4 protein-coding genes are annotated in these 16,936 nt (G+C 70.7%); all 4 read left to right on the plus strand.

What is annotated here, in order from left to right; genetic code table 11:
• Positions 1–63 precede the first annotated feature (63 nt).
• Positions 64–6,096: a DUF7927 domain-containing protein gene (locus AC5RVZ_RS00505; RefSeq protein WP_494063828.1), complete on the plus strand. Its 6,033-nt coding sequence runs from the start codon at positions 64–66 to the stop codon at positions 6,094–6,096.
• Between the two features lie 314 nt (positions 6,097–6,410).
• Entirely contained in the window at positions 6,411–8,930 is a 2,520-nt protein-coding gene (locus tag AC5RVZ_RS00510) for a LuxR C-terminal-related transcriptional regulator (protein ID WP_494063829.1), read from the plus strand.
• Entirely contained in the window at positions 8,923–9,465 is a 543-nt protein-coding gene (locus AC5RVZ_RS00515) for a hypothetical protein (RefSeq protein WP_494063830.1), read from the plus strand. The genes AC5RVZ_RS00510 and AC5RVZ_RS00515 overlap by 8 nt, the downstream gene beginning before the upstream one ends.
• Positions 9,466–9,761: 296 nt before the next feature.
• Complete coding sequence (locus AC5RVZ_RS00520; RefSeq protein WP_494063831.1) at positions 9,762–16,931, plus strand: DUF5979 domain-containing protein; 7,170 nt, start codon at positions 9,762–9,764, stop codon at positions 16,929–16,931.
• The last annotated feature ends 5 nt before the right edge of the window (positions 16,932–16,936 follow it).

Below are 16,936 nucleotides of genomic sequence, written 5' to 3' on the forward strand. Positions count from 1 at the left end.
GTGAGGGCACCCTTGCGGGTGCCTGTTCGTGTTCGGTCACGAACGATGGCAAGAGGGGGAAACTTGAGCCGTTCGGGTTGGTTCAGCACGTTCACGCACGCACGCTCGGCGACCGGTGGACGGCGACGGATGCTGAAGCTCGGCGTGGTGACAGCGGTCACCGGTTTGACGGCGGCGCTCGTTCCGGCCGTCGCGTTCGCGGCGCCGGTGTCGGTGCACGAGATCACCGCGAGATGGGCGGGCGACCCGGCGCCGACCTCAGCGCCGTTCGGGCAGCCGGTCACGGCGGAGTGGCGGGTGAACACCAACGACGCCGACGACCCGTACTCGAACGAGCCGGTCGACAACGTGCGGGCGACGCTGACGGCAGGCAATGGTGTCTTCACCAGCATCCCCACCGTCTGCAAGACCCGGGATGTGACCCCGGCCTCGGAGATCTCGCCCGACGGCACGACCCTGCTCTGCAACCTGGGCACGGTGCGCGAGGGCACCGCCACGGTGATCCAGACGCCGCTGCGGGCGTCGTCGACCGCCGGCGGCAACCTCACCGTGTCGGGTACCGCGACGTCCGACTCTGCCGTCGCCGTGGCCGGCCCGGTCGACCCCGGGCCGCTGCCGATCACCTACTCCTATGGCATGGATCTCTCTTTGGACTCGGTGCCCGGCGCCACGTACCAGGGGACCGTGAAGCCAAGCCGCACGGGTGGCAACCGCATCTTCGTGCTTATGAACTACTCGCTCATCCTCGACGCCGGAAGCCGCCCCGGGCCGTCGAACTACTCGTTCCCCGTGACGGTCAGCACCAACGTGCCCAACGGCCTGGCCGGTCTGCAGTGGGAGGGCTGTGTCCCCATCGGCACCAATGCGCGGTCGACCGGACAGCCGTACTCTGATCCCGCGCAGACCGATCGCACGAACTTCCCCACGTGTTCGGTGACGGGGTCAGGCACGACGTATCAGGTCTCTCTCTCGAACCTCGACTACTCGCTTGTGAACACACCGACCGTCGACAGCCTCGGTCAGCTGCTGGGCGGGAATGGGGCGTACATCGCGTCGGGCACGGTGCAGTTCAGCATCCCGTCGCCGGTCACGCAGGTCACGGACATCGCCTTCGCCGCGGCGCCCGGGCCGTTCACCTTCACCGACGGCACCGTGCGTGCGGACGGAAACGCTTCGAACAACGCGTCCAACACCACGCTCGTTCCGCCGGGCGGCTTCAGCAACGCCTGGCACGGGTCGCCGGCGTACTCTCGGGCGGCATGGGACGCGAACCTGTGGGTGAGCCCCGGGACCAGTCAGAACGTGCCTTTGCCGCAGCCTGGCATCGATGACCAAGCCGACTGGGACGAAGCCATCGCGAACGGCACGTACCAGCAGGAACTGCCGCTGTACATGCAGGCGAACAGCAGCATGTGGAACACGTACCAGGGGGCGGGCGGTGCGCAGCTCGCCGGCATCTGCACTATGACGCAGACTCCCGCGTTCGTGCCGACATCGTTCGATGGTGGAGGTTGGGACGAAGGCCCGGGGGCATACCTGCCCTTCACCACCGCGCGTTTCTACTACACCACGCAAGCGCTCGACACGAAGACCGAGACCTGTGGCGACGCGGCTCCGAGTGCCAAGTGGGTCGAGGTGATTCCGCCGGCCGGGCACGAGCTCACCGATCCACGTGTGGGAAGCGACATCCTGATGCCCCTTCCCGCTGGCGTGACGGCGGTGAAGATGACATGGGACCCGGCCGTCGACCGCGTCCGCACTCCGCACGGCATTGCGTTCGTGCGCGCGTTCGGGTACATCGACCCGAATGCTCCGACCAGCGGTGAGGGGTGGACGGTCGGCGCGTTCAACTCGCCGGCCGATGCCGCGGCCACGTGGCCTGGGTACCCGACTTCCAACAACTGGGTCAACCTGAGCACCCTCCCCGGCGGTGCGGTCATTCCCGGTAGCACGTACGGGCCGAACGCGAACGGCATCCGGGACGCGTTCCGGCTGCAGGGTCCGCAGGGGCTCGTGGAGAAGGCAGTCTCGAGTACGACGGCTGAGCCGGGTGTTCCGGTGACGTACACACTGCGCGCTCAGGCGCAGAACACGGTGACCGGCCCGCCGCCGGTGTCCTTCGAGGTGGTCGACACGCTGCCGGCCGGCATGGTCTACGTGCCGGGTTCCGGGCAGCCGGCCCCGTCGAGTGTGAGCGCGGACGGGCGGACGCTGACCTGGAGTTTCACCGATGTTGCAGCGAACGTCTTCCAGAGCATCCGCTACCAGGCGCAGCGTCCGGCTGACAGTGTCATCGCTCCCGGGACGACTCTGACCAACGTCGCGGTGATCAACGTGCCCGGTGACAATCGCCCGGCGCACACGCCGGGGCGGACGGCGTACGCGACGGTCACGGTGCCGAGCGCGTCGGCGACGGTGTTCGGCAAGTCCTCGGTGGACAACGTTCTGTCGTTCGAGGGCGACACTTCGGCGTGGGTGCTGACCATCAACTCGCAGGATCCGGAGGCGAGCGACTTCACCGACACCATCGACATCCTCCCCGCCGTCGGCGATGGTCGGGGGACGGACATCGATGGCACGTACACGGTGACGGGTGTCGACGCGCCGGCGGGTTCGACGGTGTACTACACCGACGCGCCGCTGTCTGAGCTCAGCACCGATCCGCGAGACCCGTCGAACGGCGGCACGCCGGGGTCGGTGAGCGGCAACACCGTGGGCTGGTCGACGACGGCTTCGGAGAGCCCGACGGCGATTCGTGTGCTGGGTCCGGCGCTGGCGCCCGGTGCTACGCAGACGATCCGGATCGCGTACGAGACGCCGGCCGGCTCGAGCTGTGAGAACCCGGCGGCGGACGACAACAAGCCGGGCCAGATCCTGGTGAACACGGCCGGGTCGTGGGCGGAGCACAGCGCGCTGCCGATGCTGTCGTCCTCGGTCACCGAGATCGCGAACTGCTACGCGGTGGACCTGAAGAAGTACGTGCAGGATGCCGACGGTGAGTGGCACGACGCGAACACGCCCGCCGACTACCCGACGTTCCGCGTCGGCGACGAGGTGACGTACCGCATCGTGGTCGAGAACATCGGGCAGGGCACGATCACCGACCTTGAGATCACCGACGACCTTTTCCCCGAGGGGTCGTTCACGGTGGACGAGCTCGCCCGCGGCGAGGAGGACGTGCACGAGTACACCGTGACGATGACCGGTGGCGGCACCGTCATCAACAACGCGTGCGGCACGGCCGCCACGCCGCCGGACGCCGAGGCGCCGACGATCCTGTGCGACCCGGCCGGTGTCGAGGTGGTCAACTACACCACGGTGAAGTCGTCCGACCCGGCCTCGGGTGAGACGGTCAAGCCGGGCGACACCATCACCTACACGATCACGGTCGCGCAGGAGGGATCGGTGCCCGCGGACGCGGTGTTCACCGACACTCTGGTGGATGTCTCCGATGACGCCGTCTACAACGGTGACCTGTCCGCGGACATCGGCACGGTGTCGCTGGACGGCGATGTCATCTCGTGGTCGGGCGCGGTCCCTGTCGGGGGCACCGCGACCGTCACCTACTCGGTGACGGTGAAGGACTCCGCCGGGCTGGCTGCCGACGGTGATTACCTGCTGGGCAACGAGGTGACCAGCCCCGGCTGTGTCGGCGAGTGCACCACCGAGCACCCTGTCGCGGACTACCGCGTGGTGAAGTCCTCCGACCCGGTCGACGGGTCGAACGTCGAGGTCGGCGACACCATCGAGTACACGGTCACCGTGACGCAGCTCGGTGAGGCCGCGTACGAGGGGGCGTCGCTGGTCGATGACCTGTCGGACGTCCTCGACGACGCCACGTGGAACGACGACCTGGCCGCGTCGACGGGCACCGTCGGTTTCGACGCGGTCACGCAGACCCTGTCGTGGTCGGCTGACCTCGCTGTCGACGCCGTCGCGACCATCACGTACTCGGTGACCGTCACCGGAGAGGGCGACACGCACCTGCACAACGTCGTCACCAGCGATGGCTGTGCCACGCCGGAGTCCTGTGAGACGGAGCACTACACCGCGAGCTACACCACGGTGAAGACGTCCGATCCCGTGTCGGGCACGGACGTGCAGGTCGGTGACGTGATCACCTACACCGTCACCGTGACGCAGTCGGGTCTCGGCCGCGTGGTCGCGCAGTTCTTCAACGACGACCTGACCGATGCGCTCGACGACGCCACGTTCAACGACGACCTCGCGGCTGATGCCGGGACGGCGTCGTTCGATCCGGCCACGAGCCGCATCTCGTGGACGGGCAACCTCGGACCGGGCGACGTCGCCGTCGTGACGTACTCGGTGACGGTGACCGCCGCCGGTGACACCACCATCGCCAACGTCGTGCAGTCCCCGGGCTGCGAGACCGCGGCGGACTGCCGCACCGAGCACCTGACCGGCCGCTATGAGACCGTCAAGATGTCGAACCCGGCCTCGGGCAGCGACGTGCAGATCGGAGACACGATCGAGTACACCGTGACGGTGTCGCAGGTCGGTGAGGCGGCCGTCGAGGACGCGTCGCTCATTGACGACCTGACGGCGGTGCTGGACGACGCCACGTGGAACGACGACCTCGACGCCGGCGCCGGCGCGGCCGATTACGCCGAGCCGACGGTGACGTGGTCGGGCGACCTCGCTGTCGACGCCGTTGTGACGGTCACCTACTCGGTGACGGTCACCGGCGACGGCGACATGACGCTGACGAACGTGGTCACCAGCGCCGGCTGCGTCGACGAGGCATCCTGCACGACGACGCACCAGACCGGGGACTACACCGTGTCGAAGACCTCGAACCCCGCACCCGGAAGCGATGTCGCCGTGGGCGACACGATCACCTACACGGTCACCGTGGCGCAGCGGGGGCCGGGTGCCGTCACCGGAGCGTCGTTCGACGATGACCTCTCCGAGGTGCTGGACGACGCCAGCTGGGATGACGCCGTCACCGCGAGCGTCGGGACGGCCTCGTTCGACGACGCCGCAGCCGGGCTCGCCTGGTCCGGCGACCTCGCGGTCGGGGCGGTCGCCACCATCACCTACACGGTGACCGTCACGGGCGAGGGCGACATGGTGCTGACCAACGTGGCGGTGCCGGGGGAGAACGGTGAGTGTGTGCCGTCCGCCAACGGCAACCCGGAGTGCACCACGACGCACCAGACCGGCCGGTTCGAGTTCTCGAAGATGGCCGACCCGGTGCACAACAGTGACGTGCAGGCCGGCGACACGGTGACCTACACGGTCACGGTCAGCCAGGTCGGCCCGGCCGGTGTCGCGGCATCCGTCACCGACGACCTGTCGGACGTGCTGGATGACGCCACGTACAACGACGACGTCGCCGCGACCGCCGGCGCGGCCGCCGTGGACGGGTCGACGCTGACGTGGGCCGGTGACCTGGCGCCCGGCGACGAGGTCACGGTCACGTACTCGGTGACGGTGACGGGCGCCGGGAACACGACGCTGGCCAACGTCGTCACGTCCCCGTCGGAGGCGGGTTCGTGTGTCACCGCCGCCGACGGCACGGAAGACTGCCGCACCGTGCACAAGACCGGCGGGTACGTCTACGCCAAGAGCGCGGACCCGGCGTCGGGCACCGAGGTGCACACCGGCGACACGATCACCTACACGCTGACGGTCACGCAGCGCGGCCAAGGCGCTGTCGCCGACGCTGTCGTCACCGACGACCTGTCTGGCGTGCTGACCGCGGCGTCCTGGAACGACGATGCCACTGCCACCACCGGGAACGTCACCCGCGACGGCGACACGCTCACCTGGAGGGGTGACCTCGCGGTCGGGCAGACGGCCACGATCACCTACTCGGTGAGGGTCACCGCAGGCGGGCCGGCGGAGCTTGTCAACGCCGTCACGAGCGCGGACGAGCGGGCGATCTGCGACCCGGCCGGTGTCTGCGCCACCCAGCACGACGTGCCCGCGCCGCCGCCGCTGGCGATCACCGGCGGCACGATCGTCTGGACCGCCGCCGGCATCGCGGCGCTGCTCGTCCTCGCCGGAGCCGCGGCCATGATCATGGCCCGCCGCCGTCGAGAGGGCAGCCGGCCGGACGTCACGCTGAGCTGACCGACCCCACCGCCATCGTGCCCCGCCTCTCCGGAGGCGGGGCACGATGCGTTCCGGTCGCCCCCACACCGAGCGCTGCCGTTTCCTGCGAGCGCTGCACATCAAGCCGTAGCTGTCGCCGGAAACTGCAGCGCTCGCTGGACCTATGAGCGCAGACGAGCCCTCGACGCCGGCTCGGCGATGCGGCGACCGAGAATCGCGAAAACCGAGCGACATACGGGCCGCGCCGACCGGATTGGTTGTACCACTCCGCCGGACTGGCACAATGGACGGTGACTGGGGCCGGAAAAAGGACGCAACGCGAAGTGTGGTCAGTGCAGCGGCTCGACGTCGGAGTGCCTCGGGTGCCCGGCGACGTCATCTCCCGGCCGCGGCTGTTCGCGCTGCTCGACCAGAAAGCGCCTCTGACGCTCGTGCGCGGCGCATGCGGCGCCGGCAAGACCGTGCTGCTGCACGACTGGGTGCGCACCGCTGACGACCGCGTGGTCTGGCTGACCGCGGGTGCCGACGGAGCCGACAGCGACCGACTCGCCATCGAGCTCCTCCGGCGCCTCGACGTCCGGTCCGCGGATGCCGCCCGTGCGGGATGGCGCGGCGTCCGTGAGGCACTGGCCGACTTCCGCGACTCCCTGGTGATCATCGTCGACGACGCCGCACTCCTGTCCCGCAAGGCTCTCGTGCAGCTGTGCGAGACGGTCGCGGCGGTCCCGAACGTGCGCGTGATCGCGGCGGCGAACCGGCGCACCGTGCTCGACGACGACGGCGTGGCGCTGATGCTGGACCGGCTCGTCATCGGGCCGGCCGAGCTCATGTTCGACGAGGATGAGATCCAGCGCGCGCTGGGCGGAGACGCCGAGTCGGCGCGGCGGGTCCGGGCGCTCACGAGCGGATTCCCGGCGCTCATCCACGCGATGGCCAAACGCGGCGTCGCCGGGGACGCCGAAGCGCTGCTCGAGGTCTCGGCAGAGGCCGTCGAAGAGTACATGCGGATGCGGGTGGCGCGGTCGGGCTACAACCCGACGGTGATCGCGACGCTCGTCAAGGCGAGCTTCGCCGACGAACTCGACGTCGCGTTGGCGCGGGAGCTCACCGCGGATCCCGACGTCGACGTGGCCGGCGTGCTGGACGACGCGGAGCACTATGGCTTCGGCGCCTGGTCCTCGGATGCGAGGGGAGCGGTGTTCCGGTTCGCCCCGTTCGCCCGTCTCCTCCTCCGCCGCGAGCTCGAGCGCGCCTACGCCGACGACCTTCCGCGCATGCGACGCGCGACCGCGAAGTGGGCGCTGGGCCGCCGCCGGCCCGATGCGGCGCTTCGCATCGCCGTCGGGGACGACGCCGATCTCGCACTGGCCCGGGATGTCGTCATCGCGTCGTGGTACCAGCTGCTCAACCACGGTCACACCGTCCGCACGGTCCTCGGCGCCATCCCCATCTCCACCCTCAAGCAGGAGCCGCTGCTGGTCATGCTCCTCGCCGTCTGCTACAACGCCGTGCGGGTGCGCCGGGTACGAGGACTGCAGCTCTTCCGTATCGCCGTCTCCGCGGCCAACGCCCGGGATTCCGACCTGTCCAGCATCGACCGCATCTTCATCTGGGTCGCCGAGAGCGTCGCGCTCCGTCTGCTCGGCATGCACGATCGCGCCGCCGGGGTCGCGACCCGAGCGCTGAAGCTGCTGGTCGACACGCCCGAGGAGGAGAAGGAGGGCTACGCCGAGCAGATTCCGCTCCTCTCCGCACAGCTGGGCATCTCGCTGTACTACGGCGGCGACCACCGTGCGGCCATCGAGTGCTTCTCGTTCGGGGCCGCGCTCGCCGCGACCGGCGAGAACGAGCACGCGATCAGCAACCTCGCGATGCTCAGCGGCATCCACGCCATCAACGGTGACATCCCCGAGGCGCGGCACTACGTCGAGCTGATCCGCAGCGGCCGCTGGGGCAGGCGATATCTCGACGGCTACCAGGGGACGTTCTATCGCGTCGCCGAGGCCATCCTCGCCCTCGAGGAATCGGATGCCTCGCGCGCCGCCGAGCACGTCCGGGCGTTCGAGCACCACCGTGCCACGAGCGAGCACTGGCTGACGATGGCCTTGATCGAAGCGCTCGTCTCCCTGCGTCGCGGCCAGCCGGCGCTCGGTGTGGCGCAGCTGGAGTCACTGGTGCAGCTGCGAGGACGCGAGGGGACCTCCAGCAGCGCGCGACGGTCGCTCAGCCGACCCCGGCTCCTCCTGCAGCTGGGGCTCGGCAACACGACCGCAGCCAAGGCGATCCTCGACAAGGACTCGCCCGAGGACCGCTACGAGACCATCGTCGAACGCGCGCGGATCGCGCTGATCGAGAACCGGCCGCGCGACACGCTGCGCATCCTGCAGAGCCGCGTGGCGCCCAGCACGTCGCGGCTGCGGGCGTCGGCGGGCGCACTCAGGACCGCGGCCCTGATCCGCACCGGCGGCCCCGGCGCGGCTCGTCACGAGGTGCAGGCGCTCAGTGCTCTGCTGCGCGACCGCGGCCTCCGGTGGCCGCTCTCGCTGCTTCCGCCCGCCGACGCGCGGGCCGTGATCGCGATGCTGCGCGAGGACTCGCCGCAGGCTTTCGAGACAGCGGAGTCCGTGCTGCCCGAGTCCGTCGGCGTGCCGCCGCTGACCGATCGGGAACTCGTCGTGCTGCGGGCGCTGTCGTCCGGCGATCCGCTGCAGACGATCGCAGCAGACCTCGGTGTGTCGCTCAACACCGTCAAGACGCAGGTCAAGAGCGTGTACCGCAAGCTGGGCGTGACGAGCCGCGAGGAGGCGGTCGCCGCCGCGGTAGCCCGTGATCTGCTCTCCGACCATGACTGATCGCCGGATGCCGACGCGCGCACTGCTGATCTCCGCGTCGTTCGCGGCGGTGCAGACGGTGATGTTCGCGCTCGTCGTTCCGGTCACGACCGTTCTCGCGGCATCCGCCCCGCCCCTCTACGCTCTGGTGGCGGCCCTTCACAGTGCGATGCCGCTCCTCGCGCGACTGGTCACGGGACTGCCCGGCACGGCCACCATCACGGCGGGGATCACGGGACTGCTGACGGCGGTGCTCTCTCCGATCGGGTTCCTCGCTGCCGTGCCGATGCTCGTGGCCGGGATCGTGTACGACGTCATCCTGCATCGGCGGCGGGACGGCGTGCCGCTCTGGCGGCTCCTGATCGCCGCGACCGCGGTGGGCGCCGCGCTCTTCGTCGTCTCGCTCCCGGTCTTCTCCACCGACCACCTCGTCCTGCCCGTGCTGCTTGCGACGCTCGTCTGCCGGGTCGTCGGCCAGATGGCCGTCGCGCTGCTCGTCGCCGCGGTCGCCCGCCTCCTCCTGCAGGCCGGCATCCGCCGCGCGGCTCCCCGCTGAGCGCTGCACGGATGCCGGCGGGCAGCGGCGCCGCGGGTGAAGGCCAGGGTGAAACGCCGGGGTGATGGCTGCCGCACGGGCCAGCGAATGACTGGTACCGTTCCCATCGCGATTGCGCTCGACGAAGCGCTCGGCACCAGGGGGAGCGGCGCCGCGGGGATCCGATCCGGGACGCCGCGTCATGATCCGTCTGCTGCTGCGTCTTGATCATCGGCGCCGTATCCACGGCGCCGGTCAGCTACCTCCCGAGTGCCCGCACAACGACGCGGGCGCTCGGCATGCGAAGGGCACCACCTATGGCATCCACTCGTGCGCGCAGATACCCGCTCGCCCGCTCGCGAACCTCGATCGTCGCAGCGGTCGCCGCCGTCCTCTCCCTCTTCGCCACCCTCGTCATCGCACCGCCCGCCAGCGCCGCGGACGCCGCCCTCACCGTGAACAAGGTGGTCGACGGCGTCGACGCGGCGACGCACCGCCCGGGTGACGAGTTCACGTACACGATCACGGTGGGCTGCGACGACGCGGACTGCATCGAGGCGGAGCTCATCGACGAGGTGCCGGCGGCGTTCGCGGGCTTCGAGATCCTGCGGCACGCCTCGCAGCCGTCGTCGCAGCCCGCGACACTCACGCTGCAGGGCTGCCAGGCGACGGTCACCGAGGACTGCTCGCTGCACGTGGACTTCCAGCAGCCGCTCGACGGCGGTGGTGTCGGCATCCGCGCGGGCGACACCTATCAGGTGACGCTGACCCTGAAGGTGCCGCAGGACCTCACGCCGATGTGGCCCTCCAACGGCGTCCCGGTGCTCAACACCGCCACGGCGTCGGCCACCACCGCTGACTCGGTGTCCGACACCGCGACCGTCACCGTGGAGATCGCCCGCACGATCGACGTCGCCGTGGGCAAGACCTGGCAGCCGGCGTCGCAGCAGTTCCAGCCCGGTGCGGCCTCCACCATCGACCTGACCGTGCGGAACACCTCGAACGTGGATGCCTCCTCGCTCACGCTTCAGGACCCGGCAGCCGCCGACGACAGCGCCGCGACCCTGGATGCCGCCAACCCGTTCCGCCTGGTCGACTTCACCGGCTTCGGTCCGGTGACCGCGCCGGAGGGTGCCGACCTCGTCGCCGTCGACGCCTACGTCTACAACGCCGGGTCGTGGACGTGGGTGACCGGTGCGCCGGCGCCGATCGCCGACATCGCGCTGCCGGGCGGCGTCGCCCCGGCTGCCGTCGGCGGGCTCCGCTTCACCTTCAGCTCGTCGGACGGGGCGATCGTGGCGGGCGGCGCGGCCGGCTCGGTCGCTCTGGCGGTCGCGCAGCGCGCGACGGACCGCAACTCGGGCGCCTCGCTCATCACCGGCGCCGAGGTGACCAACCGCGTCGCGGGCACCGTCACCGTTCCCGACACCGCGCCCGTCACCAAGACCGCCACGGCCCCCTACGCCGTCGGCGCGCTGACCGTGCTCGTCGAGGCGACCAAGTCGATCTCTCCGGCGCGCATCCCGGCCGGGACGAGCGCCACTGCGACGATCGGCGCGCGCAACAACTCCAACGGCCCGCTGACGTCGCTGACGCTGACGGAGGCCGAGTACTTCACCGAGGACGTCCTGTTCGAGGGCTTCACCGCACCCATCGCCTATCCGAGCGGCGCCACGTCGGCGAGCGTCACCTGGACGTTCAGCAGCGGCGCACCGGTCACGGTGCCGGTCGCGAACGGCGAGACGCCGGCGGATCCGACGCCCCCGGCCGGTGCGCACCTCACCGGCTTCGCGCTGACCTTCGAGGGCGCCATCGCCGCCGGCACCGTCTTCAACGCCTCGTTCGGCATCGGCACCACCGCAGACCTCGTCGAGTCCGAGGCGGGCAGTCCTGTGGAGCTGCCGAACACGGTCGACGTGACGGCCGTGAACCCGGCGGGAACGGCGTCCGACGACGCGACCGCTCCGCTCTCGGTCTTCTACCCCGACATCCGGCTCGCGCTGGACAAGAGCATCTCTGCCGCCGCTCCGGTGACGGCCGGCGGCACCGTCGTCGTGCAGCTGCCCACCACCACCTCGACCGACTCGGCCTATGTGCGACCCGACCGAATCGTCGTGGAGGACCTCTGGCGCGAGAGCGAGGCCGACGACTTCTGGAACGCGTTCACCCCGACCGCGATCGCTCCGACGCAGGTGCTCTCCGGCTCGACCCTGACGATCGAGGCGCTGACCGCCTCGGGCTGGCAGCACGTGACGGTGTTCGGCCCCGCGGGCACGACCGAGGTGTTCTCGGGTGACCTCGCGACCCTCGACCCGGATCTGGACGTCGAGGAGATCGAAGGCCTGCGCTACACGTTCGCGCACCCGGACGGCTTCCCCGCGGGGACGACGGTGAGCCCGAACACCGTGTTCGAGGCGCGCGGCACGCTGCGCAGCGGCGACGGCCCGACTGCGACCCCGAACGCCGATCCCGTCGAGTACGAGAACGTCGCCACCGCTCAGGCCGAGGGCCTGGTCGCCGGCGGCACCCGCGTCGACAGCGACCTCGTCACCGCCGACGCACCTGCCGAGATCGTCGCCTTCAGCGGCGTGGGCACCCTGATGGCGGACAAGAACTGGACGCCGTCGTCGCTCAGCTCGCAGTCCGGGGCCGAGGCGACCAGCCGCCTGGGCTGGGGCGTGACCGCCACGGGGTTCGAGTCCGTGACGATCTCCGACCCCGCGGACGGTGAGGCGACGCCGGAGCAGACGGTCTTCCAGGCCTTCGACCTGCGGCAGATCCGCTCGTCGAACGACGCCAGATGGCGATGGGACTCGGTGTCCAGCGTGGAGCTGTACATCAACGGCGCCTGGGCGGCCGTGCCCGCCCCCGGCGGTTCGTGGATGAACGGCCCCGCGTTCAAGGGCTACACCCTCACCGCCGAGCAGTCGGCCGCCGCGACCGGCGTGCGTCTGACAGTGGTGCCCAACGACGCCGCGCGTGCGGCCAGCACCGATCCGCTGCGCCCCGCGCCCGGCTCGGGCGTCGCTCCCAGCCCGCTCGACGACTTCCGTTCCTTCGACCTCGTCTGGCAGCTGCGCAACGTCGTCCGCGTGGTCGACGACGCGGGCCGGTGGGCCACCGCCAAGCACGGCTACAACGACGCCGATCCGGCGACGATCTGGAACACCGTCGGCATCAGCGGCGTGCAGCGCGGCGAGGCCGTGGGCCCGCGGACCGACCGCGACAACATCACGCTGATCGACCAGCCGCCCGCCGTGGTGGCGACCAAGTCGGTCGACCGCGATGTCGTGCCCATCCCGGTGATCGGTGAAGTGCCGGCCGAGGGCTACCCGCAGATCGTCTACACCGTCGGAGCCCACAACGACTCGTCGTCGCGCGCGTCGTACCTCCGCGTGACCGATCCGATGCCGTGCACCGACGCGACGGTGGAGAGCTGCGTCTCCGACGCCGACGCGTGGGATGCCGACCCCTACGCGGGTGCCGCGTACGACCCGGCGACCAACCCGTTCGAACGGGTCGACCTCACGGCGATCGCCTTCAGCATCCCGGGGAACGCCGGCGTCGACCCCGCCGCCTCCACGCTGACGCTGTGGAAGCGCGCCGCGGACGGCACGCTGTCGACACAGCAGGTCCGCGTCGCAGACGCTGCCGCGCTGTCGGCCGACGAGCTCGCGGACGTCGTCGGCGTGAGCGTCCTGTACCAGGGCACCAACCCCGAAGTCACCGGCGGCACCATCGCGACCGATGTGAACCTCGGCATGACGCTGACGACACGTCTGCGCGTGACCGAGCGCAGCACCGGGGCGAACGCCACCGAGCCGGTCGTCGTGCCGAACGACGTGGTCGCCCAGTCGTACGACCCGGTGCTCTTCGCCACGGCGACCCCGTACGACCCCGCCGAGGCCGACCTCCGCCTCGTGACCGGACGCCTGGATGTGACCGCCGCCAAGACGATCACCCCGGCGACGCTTCTCGAGCGCGACCGCGACGACCCCGTCGCCGTGCGCCTGGAAGCCACCGACGGCGAGGCGACCGTCGCGACCGAGCGGGTGACGATCGAGGATTCCGACACGGACTTCTGGGACCGCTTCCGCTTCGTCTCGCTCGACGGCGTGCAGCTGCCCGCCGGCGCCGACCGCGTGCAGATCGACCTCCGAGTCGGAGGCGAGTGGATCGAGGGCGAGCCGGCGCCGCAGGCGACGCTGCCGGATGCTCCGCTCGAGGACGTCACCGGCATCCGCTTGGTCTTCACACGGGCAGACGGCGGCGTGTTCTCGCACACCGCGCCGCCTGCGCACTGGACCGCCGCCGCCGATCTCACCGTGCAGCTGCTGGACACGCTGCGCGGCACCGAGGACGCGATCCCGTTCCCCAGCACGGTCGACAACACGGTGCAGACGGAGTCGGCGCGCGCGGACGACGCCGCGTACCCGGCAGTCACCGCCGACGCGGCCGACGACATCGCGCTGGAGACCGGCACGTACGCGGTCGACGTCGCCAAGGCTCCGGAGGACAACGTCCACACGGTGGAGGCGGCGACGACGGTGCCGTGGACCCTCGAGTTCACGAACGCCGGAACCGGCTACATGACGGTCGAGCGGCTGACCGACACCCTGCCGACCTCCCTCGAGCCGGACTTCTCCGAGGCGCCGGCCTTCGAGACCTCCGACGGCGGCCTGCTGTCGACCGACGTGACGTTCGCGTACGACCCGGCGACGAGGCAGATCGCCTTCACGTGGCCCGAGAACGGGCGCCGGATGGCTCCCGATGAGACGTTCACCATCACGCTCGGAATCGTCCTGCAGCCGGGACTGACCCAGGGGCAGCGTGCGACGAACCAGTTCGTCGTCACGACGGCGCAGGAGCTGACGTCGTGCACGAACACGTCGGGCAACAATCAGGGCGTGCTCGACGGCCTCGCGGCCAACGAGTGCGGTACGACGAACTTCGTCGAGCCGATCCCCGGTGCATCGCTGGCGACCGTCAAGGGCGTCAAGGGCGAGATCGACGGGGTCCTGGTCGACGGCGCGGTCAACACCGTGACCGCCGGCGGACCGTGCGTGTCGGACGCCGAGGGCTACTACCGCACGCCGTGCGCGGCGTACACCGTCGTGGGCGCGACCGACGCGTGGAAGCTCGACACGGTCAACAGCGGCACCTCGCCGTACCGTGCGCTCACCATCGTCGAGCCGCTCCCGACCCCGGGCGACCGCATGCTCGCCACGGGTGCCGCCCGCGGCTCGACCTACCGGCCGATCCTCGACGGCGCCTTCGGCCTCGATGTCGCCGCGCCCGAGGGCACGACGATCGTCCGTCAGGTCACGACCGACGCCGACGTGTGCGTCGGATCCGGCACCGGGACGACGTGGCCGTCCGACCCCACGTGCGACGCTCAGACCTGGACCGACATGGCCGCCTTCGCGGGCGACTGGTCCGAGGTGACGGGCCTGCGCGTGCGGCTGGACTTCTCGACGACCGCGGCGGGCTCTCTCGCGCCGGGCGGTGCGGTCGTGGTCCGCTACCAGACGGTCAACGAGCCGGCGACGGCGGACGACCCGGATCTCGCGCCGATCGATGTGCCCGTCACCGACCAGTTCGCGTGGAACCAGTACGGCGCCCAGGCGGAGCTGATGGACGGCAACACGCTGCGGCGCGCACCGGTGAAAGCCGGTGTGACGCTCGTGAGCGGTCCGATCGAGGTGCGCAAGGAGGTCGGCGGTGCTGCCGCGGCCTACGCCGCCGATGCGTTCCGCGTCGACGTCGCCTGCACGGTCGCCGATGCGACGCTCGACCTCGGCGCGGCCGCGACCGTCACGCTCGACGCCGGGAACGACTTCGCGGCACGGATCGACGGCATCCCCCTGGGTGCGCAGTGCTCGGTGTCCGAGCAGGGCGAGGTCGGCGAGTTCGGCGAGACGAGCCGGATCGAGCCGGATGCCCCGATCCTGGTCCTGCAGTCCGGCACCGAGGTGCCCGGCGCTCAGGTCGCCACGATCACCAATGTGTACGACTTCGGCGCGCTGAGCATCACGAAGGACGTCGACACGGCGGCCACCGTGGGCTCGTTCGGACCGTTCGCGTTCGAGCTGTCGTGCACCACCGGGCTCGGCGATGACGTGGAGCTGGCGGCATCCGACCGCTCGTTCACGCTGGCCGACGGGCAGACGCACACCGTGACCGCGGGCACCGTCCCGATGGGCGCGACCTGCGAGGTGACCGAGACGGACGCCGACGCCGCGGATGCGACGACGTTCTCGGGCGACGGTGTGACCGATGCCGGCGACGGCTCGGCGACCATCACGGTCGGCGCTGCCGCCGCGGTCACCGCGGTCAACCGCTATGAGGCCGGCGAGCTGTCGGTCCTCAAGACGGTGATCGGCGATGGCGCCGCCGAGTACGGCGCGGGCCCGTTCGCGGCAGCGGTGTCGTGCACCTACGGTGGCGAGATCGTCTACACGAACCCGGCCCTGCAGATCGTCCCCGACGAGCCGACGCTCGTCGACGCGCGATTCCCCGCCGGCACCGTCTGCGAGGTGAGCGAGGTGCTCACCGGCGGCGCGACCGAGACCGAGAACCCGCCGGCTGTCGTCATCCCGGCACCGGAGGACGGCGAGGCGCTGGGTGCCGTCACGGCGCTCGTGACGAACGACTTCCGCACGGGAGGACTTCTGATCGAGAAGGAGCGCACCGGCGACGGCGTCGAGGAGTTCGGCGCCGGCCCGTTCGAGGCGCAGGCGGTGTGCACCTGGGTCAAGGACGGTGAGACGCTCACTGTCCCGCTCGCGGACGGCGGGTTCGTGACCCTCTCGGAGGAGAACGGTTACGAAGCGCGGATCGACGGCATCCTCGTCGGCGCGGAGTGCGCGGTCGCCGAGACGGATCAGGGGCTGGCCACCGAGGTCACCCTCAGCCCCGCGGACGGCCTCGTCACCGTGCTCGACCCGGAGGCGACCGAGGAGGTCGCGACGGTGCTGATCACCAACCGGTTCGACGTCGGCCAGCTGCAGATCGAGAAGATCGCGGACCGCGGGACCGCGCTGGTGGGCGACACCGTGCGCTACACCATCATGGTGCGCAACACCGGGCAGATCGACGCGGTCGACCTCACGGTGACCGACACGCTGCCCCAGGGTGCGTCCTTCGTGGCCGCGAACCCGACGGCCCGCGCCAACGGCGGGGCGGTCGAATGGGAGCTCGCCGAGCTCGCTGTGGGTGAGGCCGCGGTGTTCACCGTGGACGTGCGCTACGACCGCGCGGGCGAGACGGTCAACCGGGCGACGGTGACCAATCCCGACGGCCCCTGGCGTCCGATCGACGCGGGCAACCCGTGCGGCGACGACGATGAGGCGGTCTGCGCACCGGTGCTCGTCACCGAGCCGCTCGCCATCACCGGTGGCGCCGGCTGGATCCTTCCGGCCGCTCTCGCGGCGGCGCTGCTCGCGCTCGGACTGGTGCTGTTCGCGCTGCGCCGACGCCGGGTCTGACGCTC

This window comes from Arthrobacter sp. Cza30, from assembly GCF_059090765.1.

Bases quoted from the DNA above. Each gene is read 5' to 3' on its own strand.
- AC5RVZ_RS00515 (WP_494063830.1), top strand. From the start codon at position 8,923: ATGACTGATCGCCGGATGCCGACGCGCGCACTGCTGATCTCCGCGTCG.
- AC5RVZ_RS00520 (WP_494063831.1), top strand. From the start codon at position 9,762: ATGGCATCCACTCGTGCGCGCAGATACCCGCTCGCCCGCTCGCGAACC.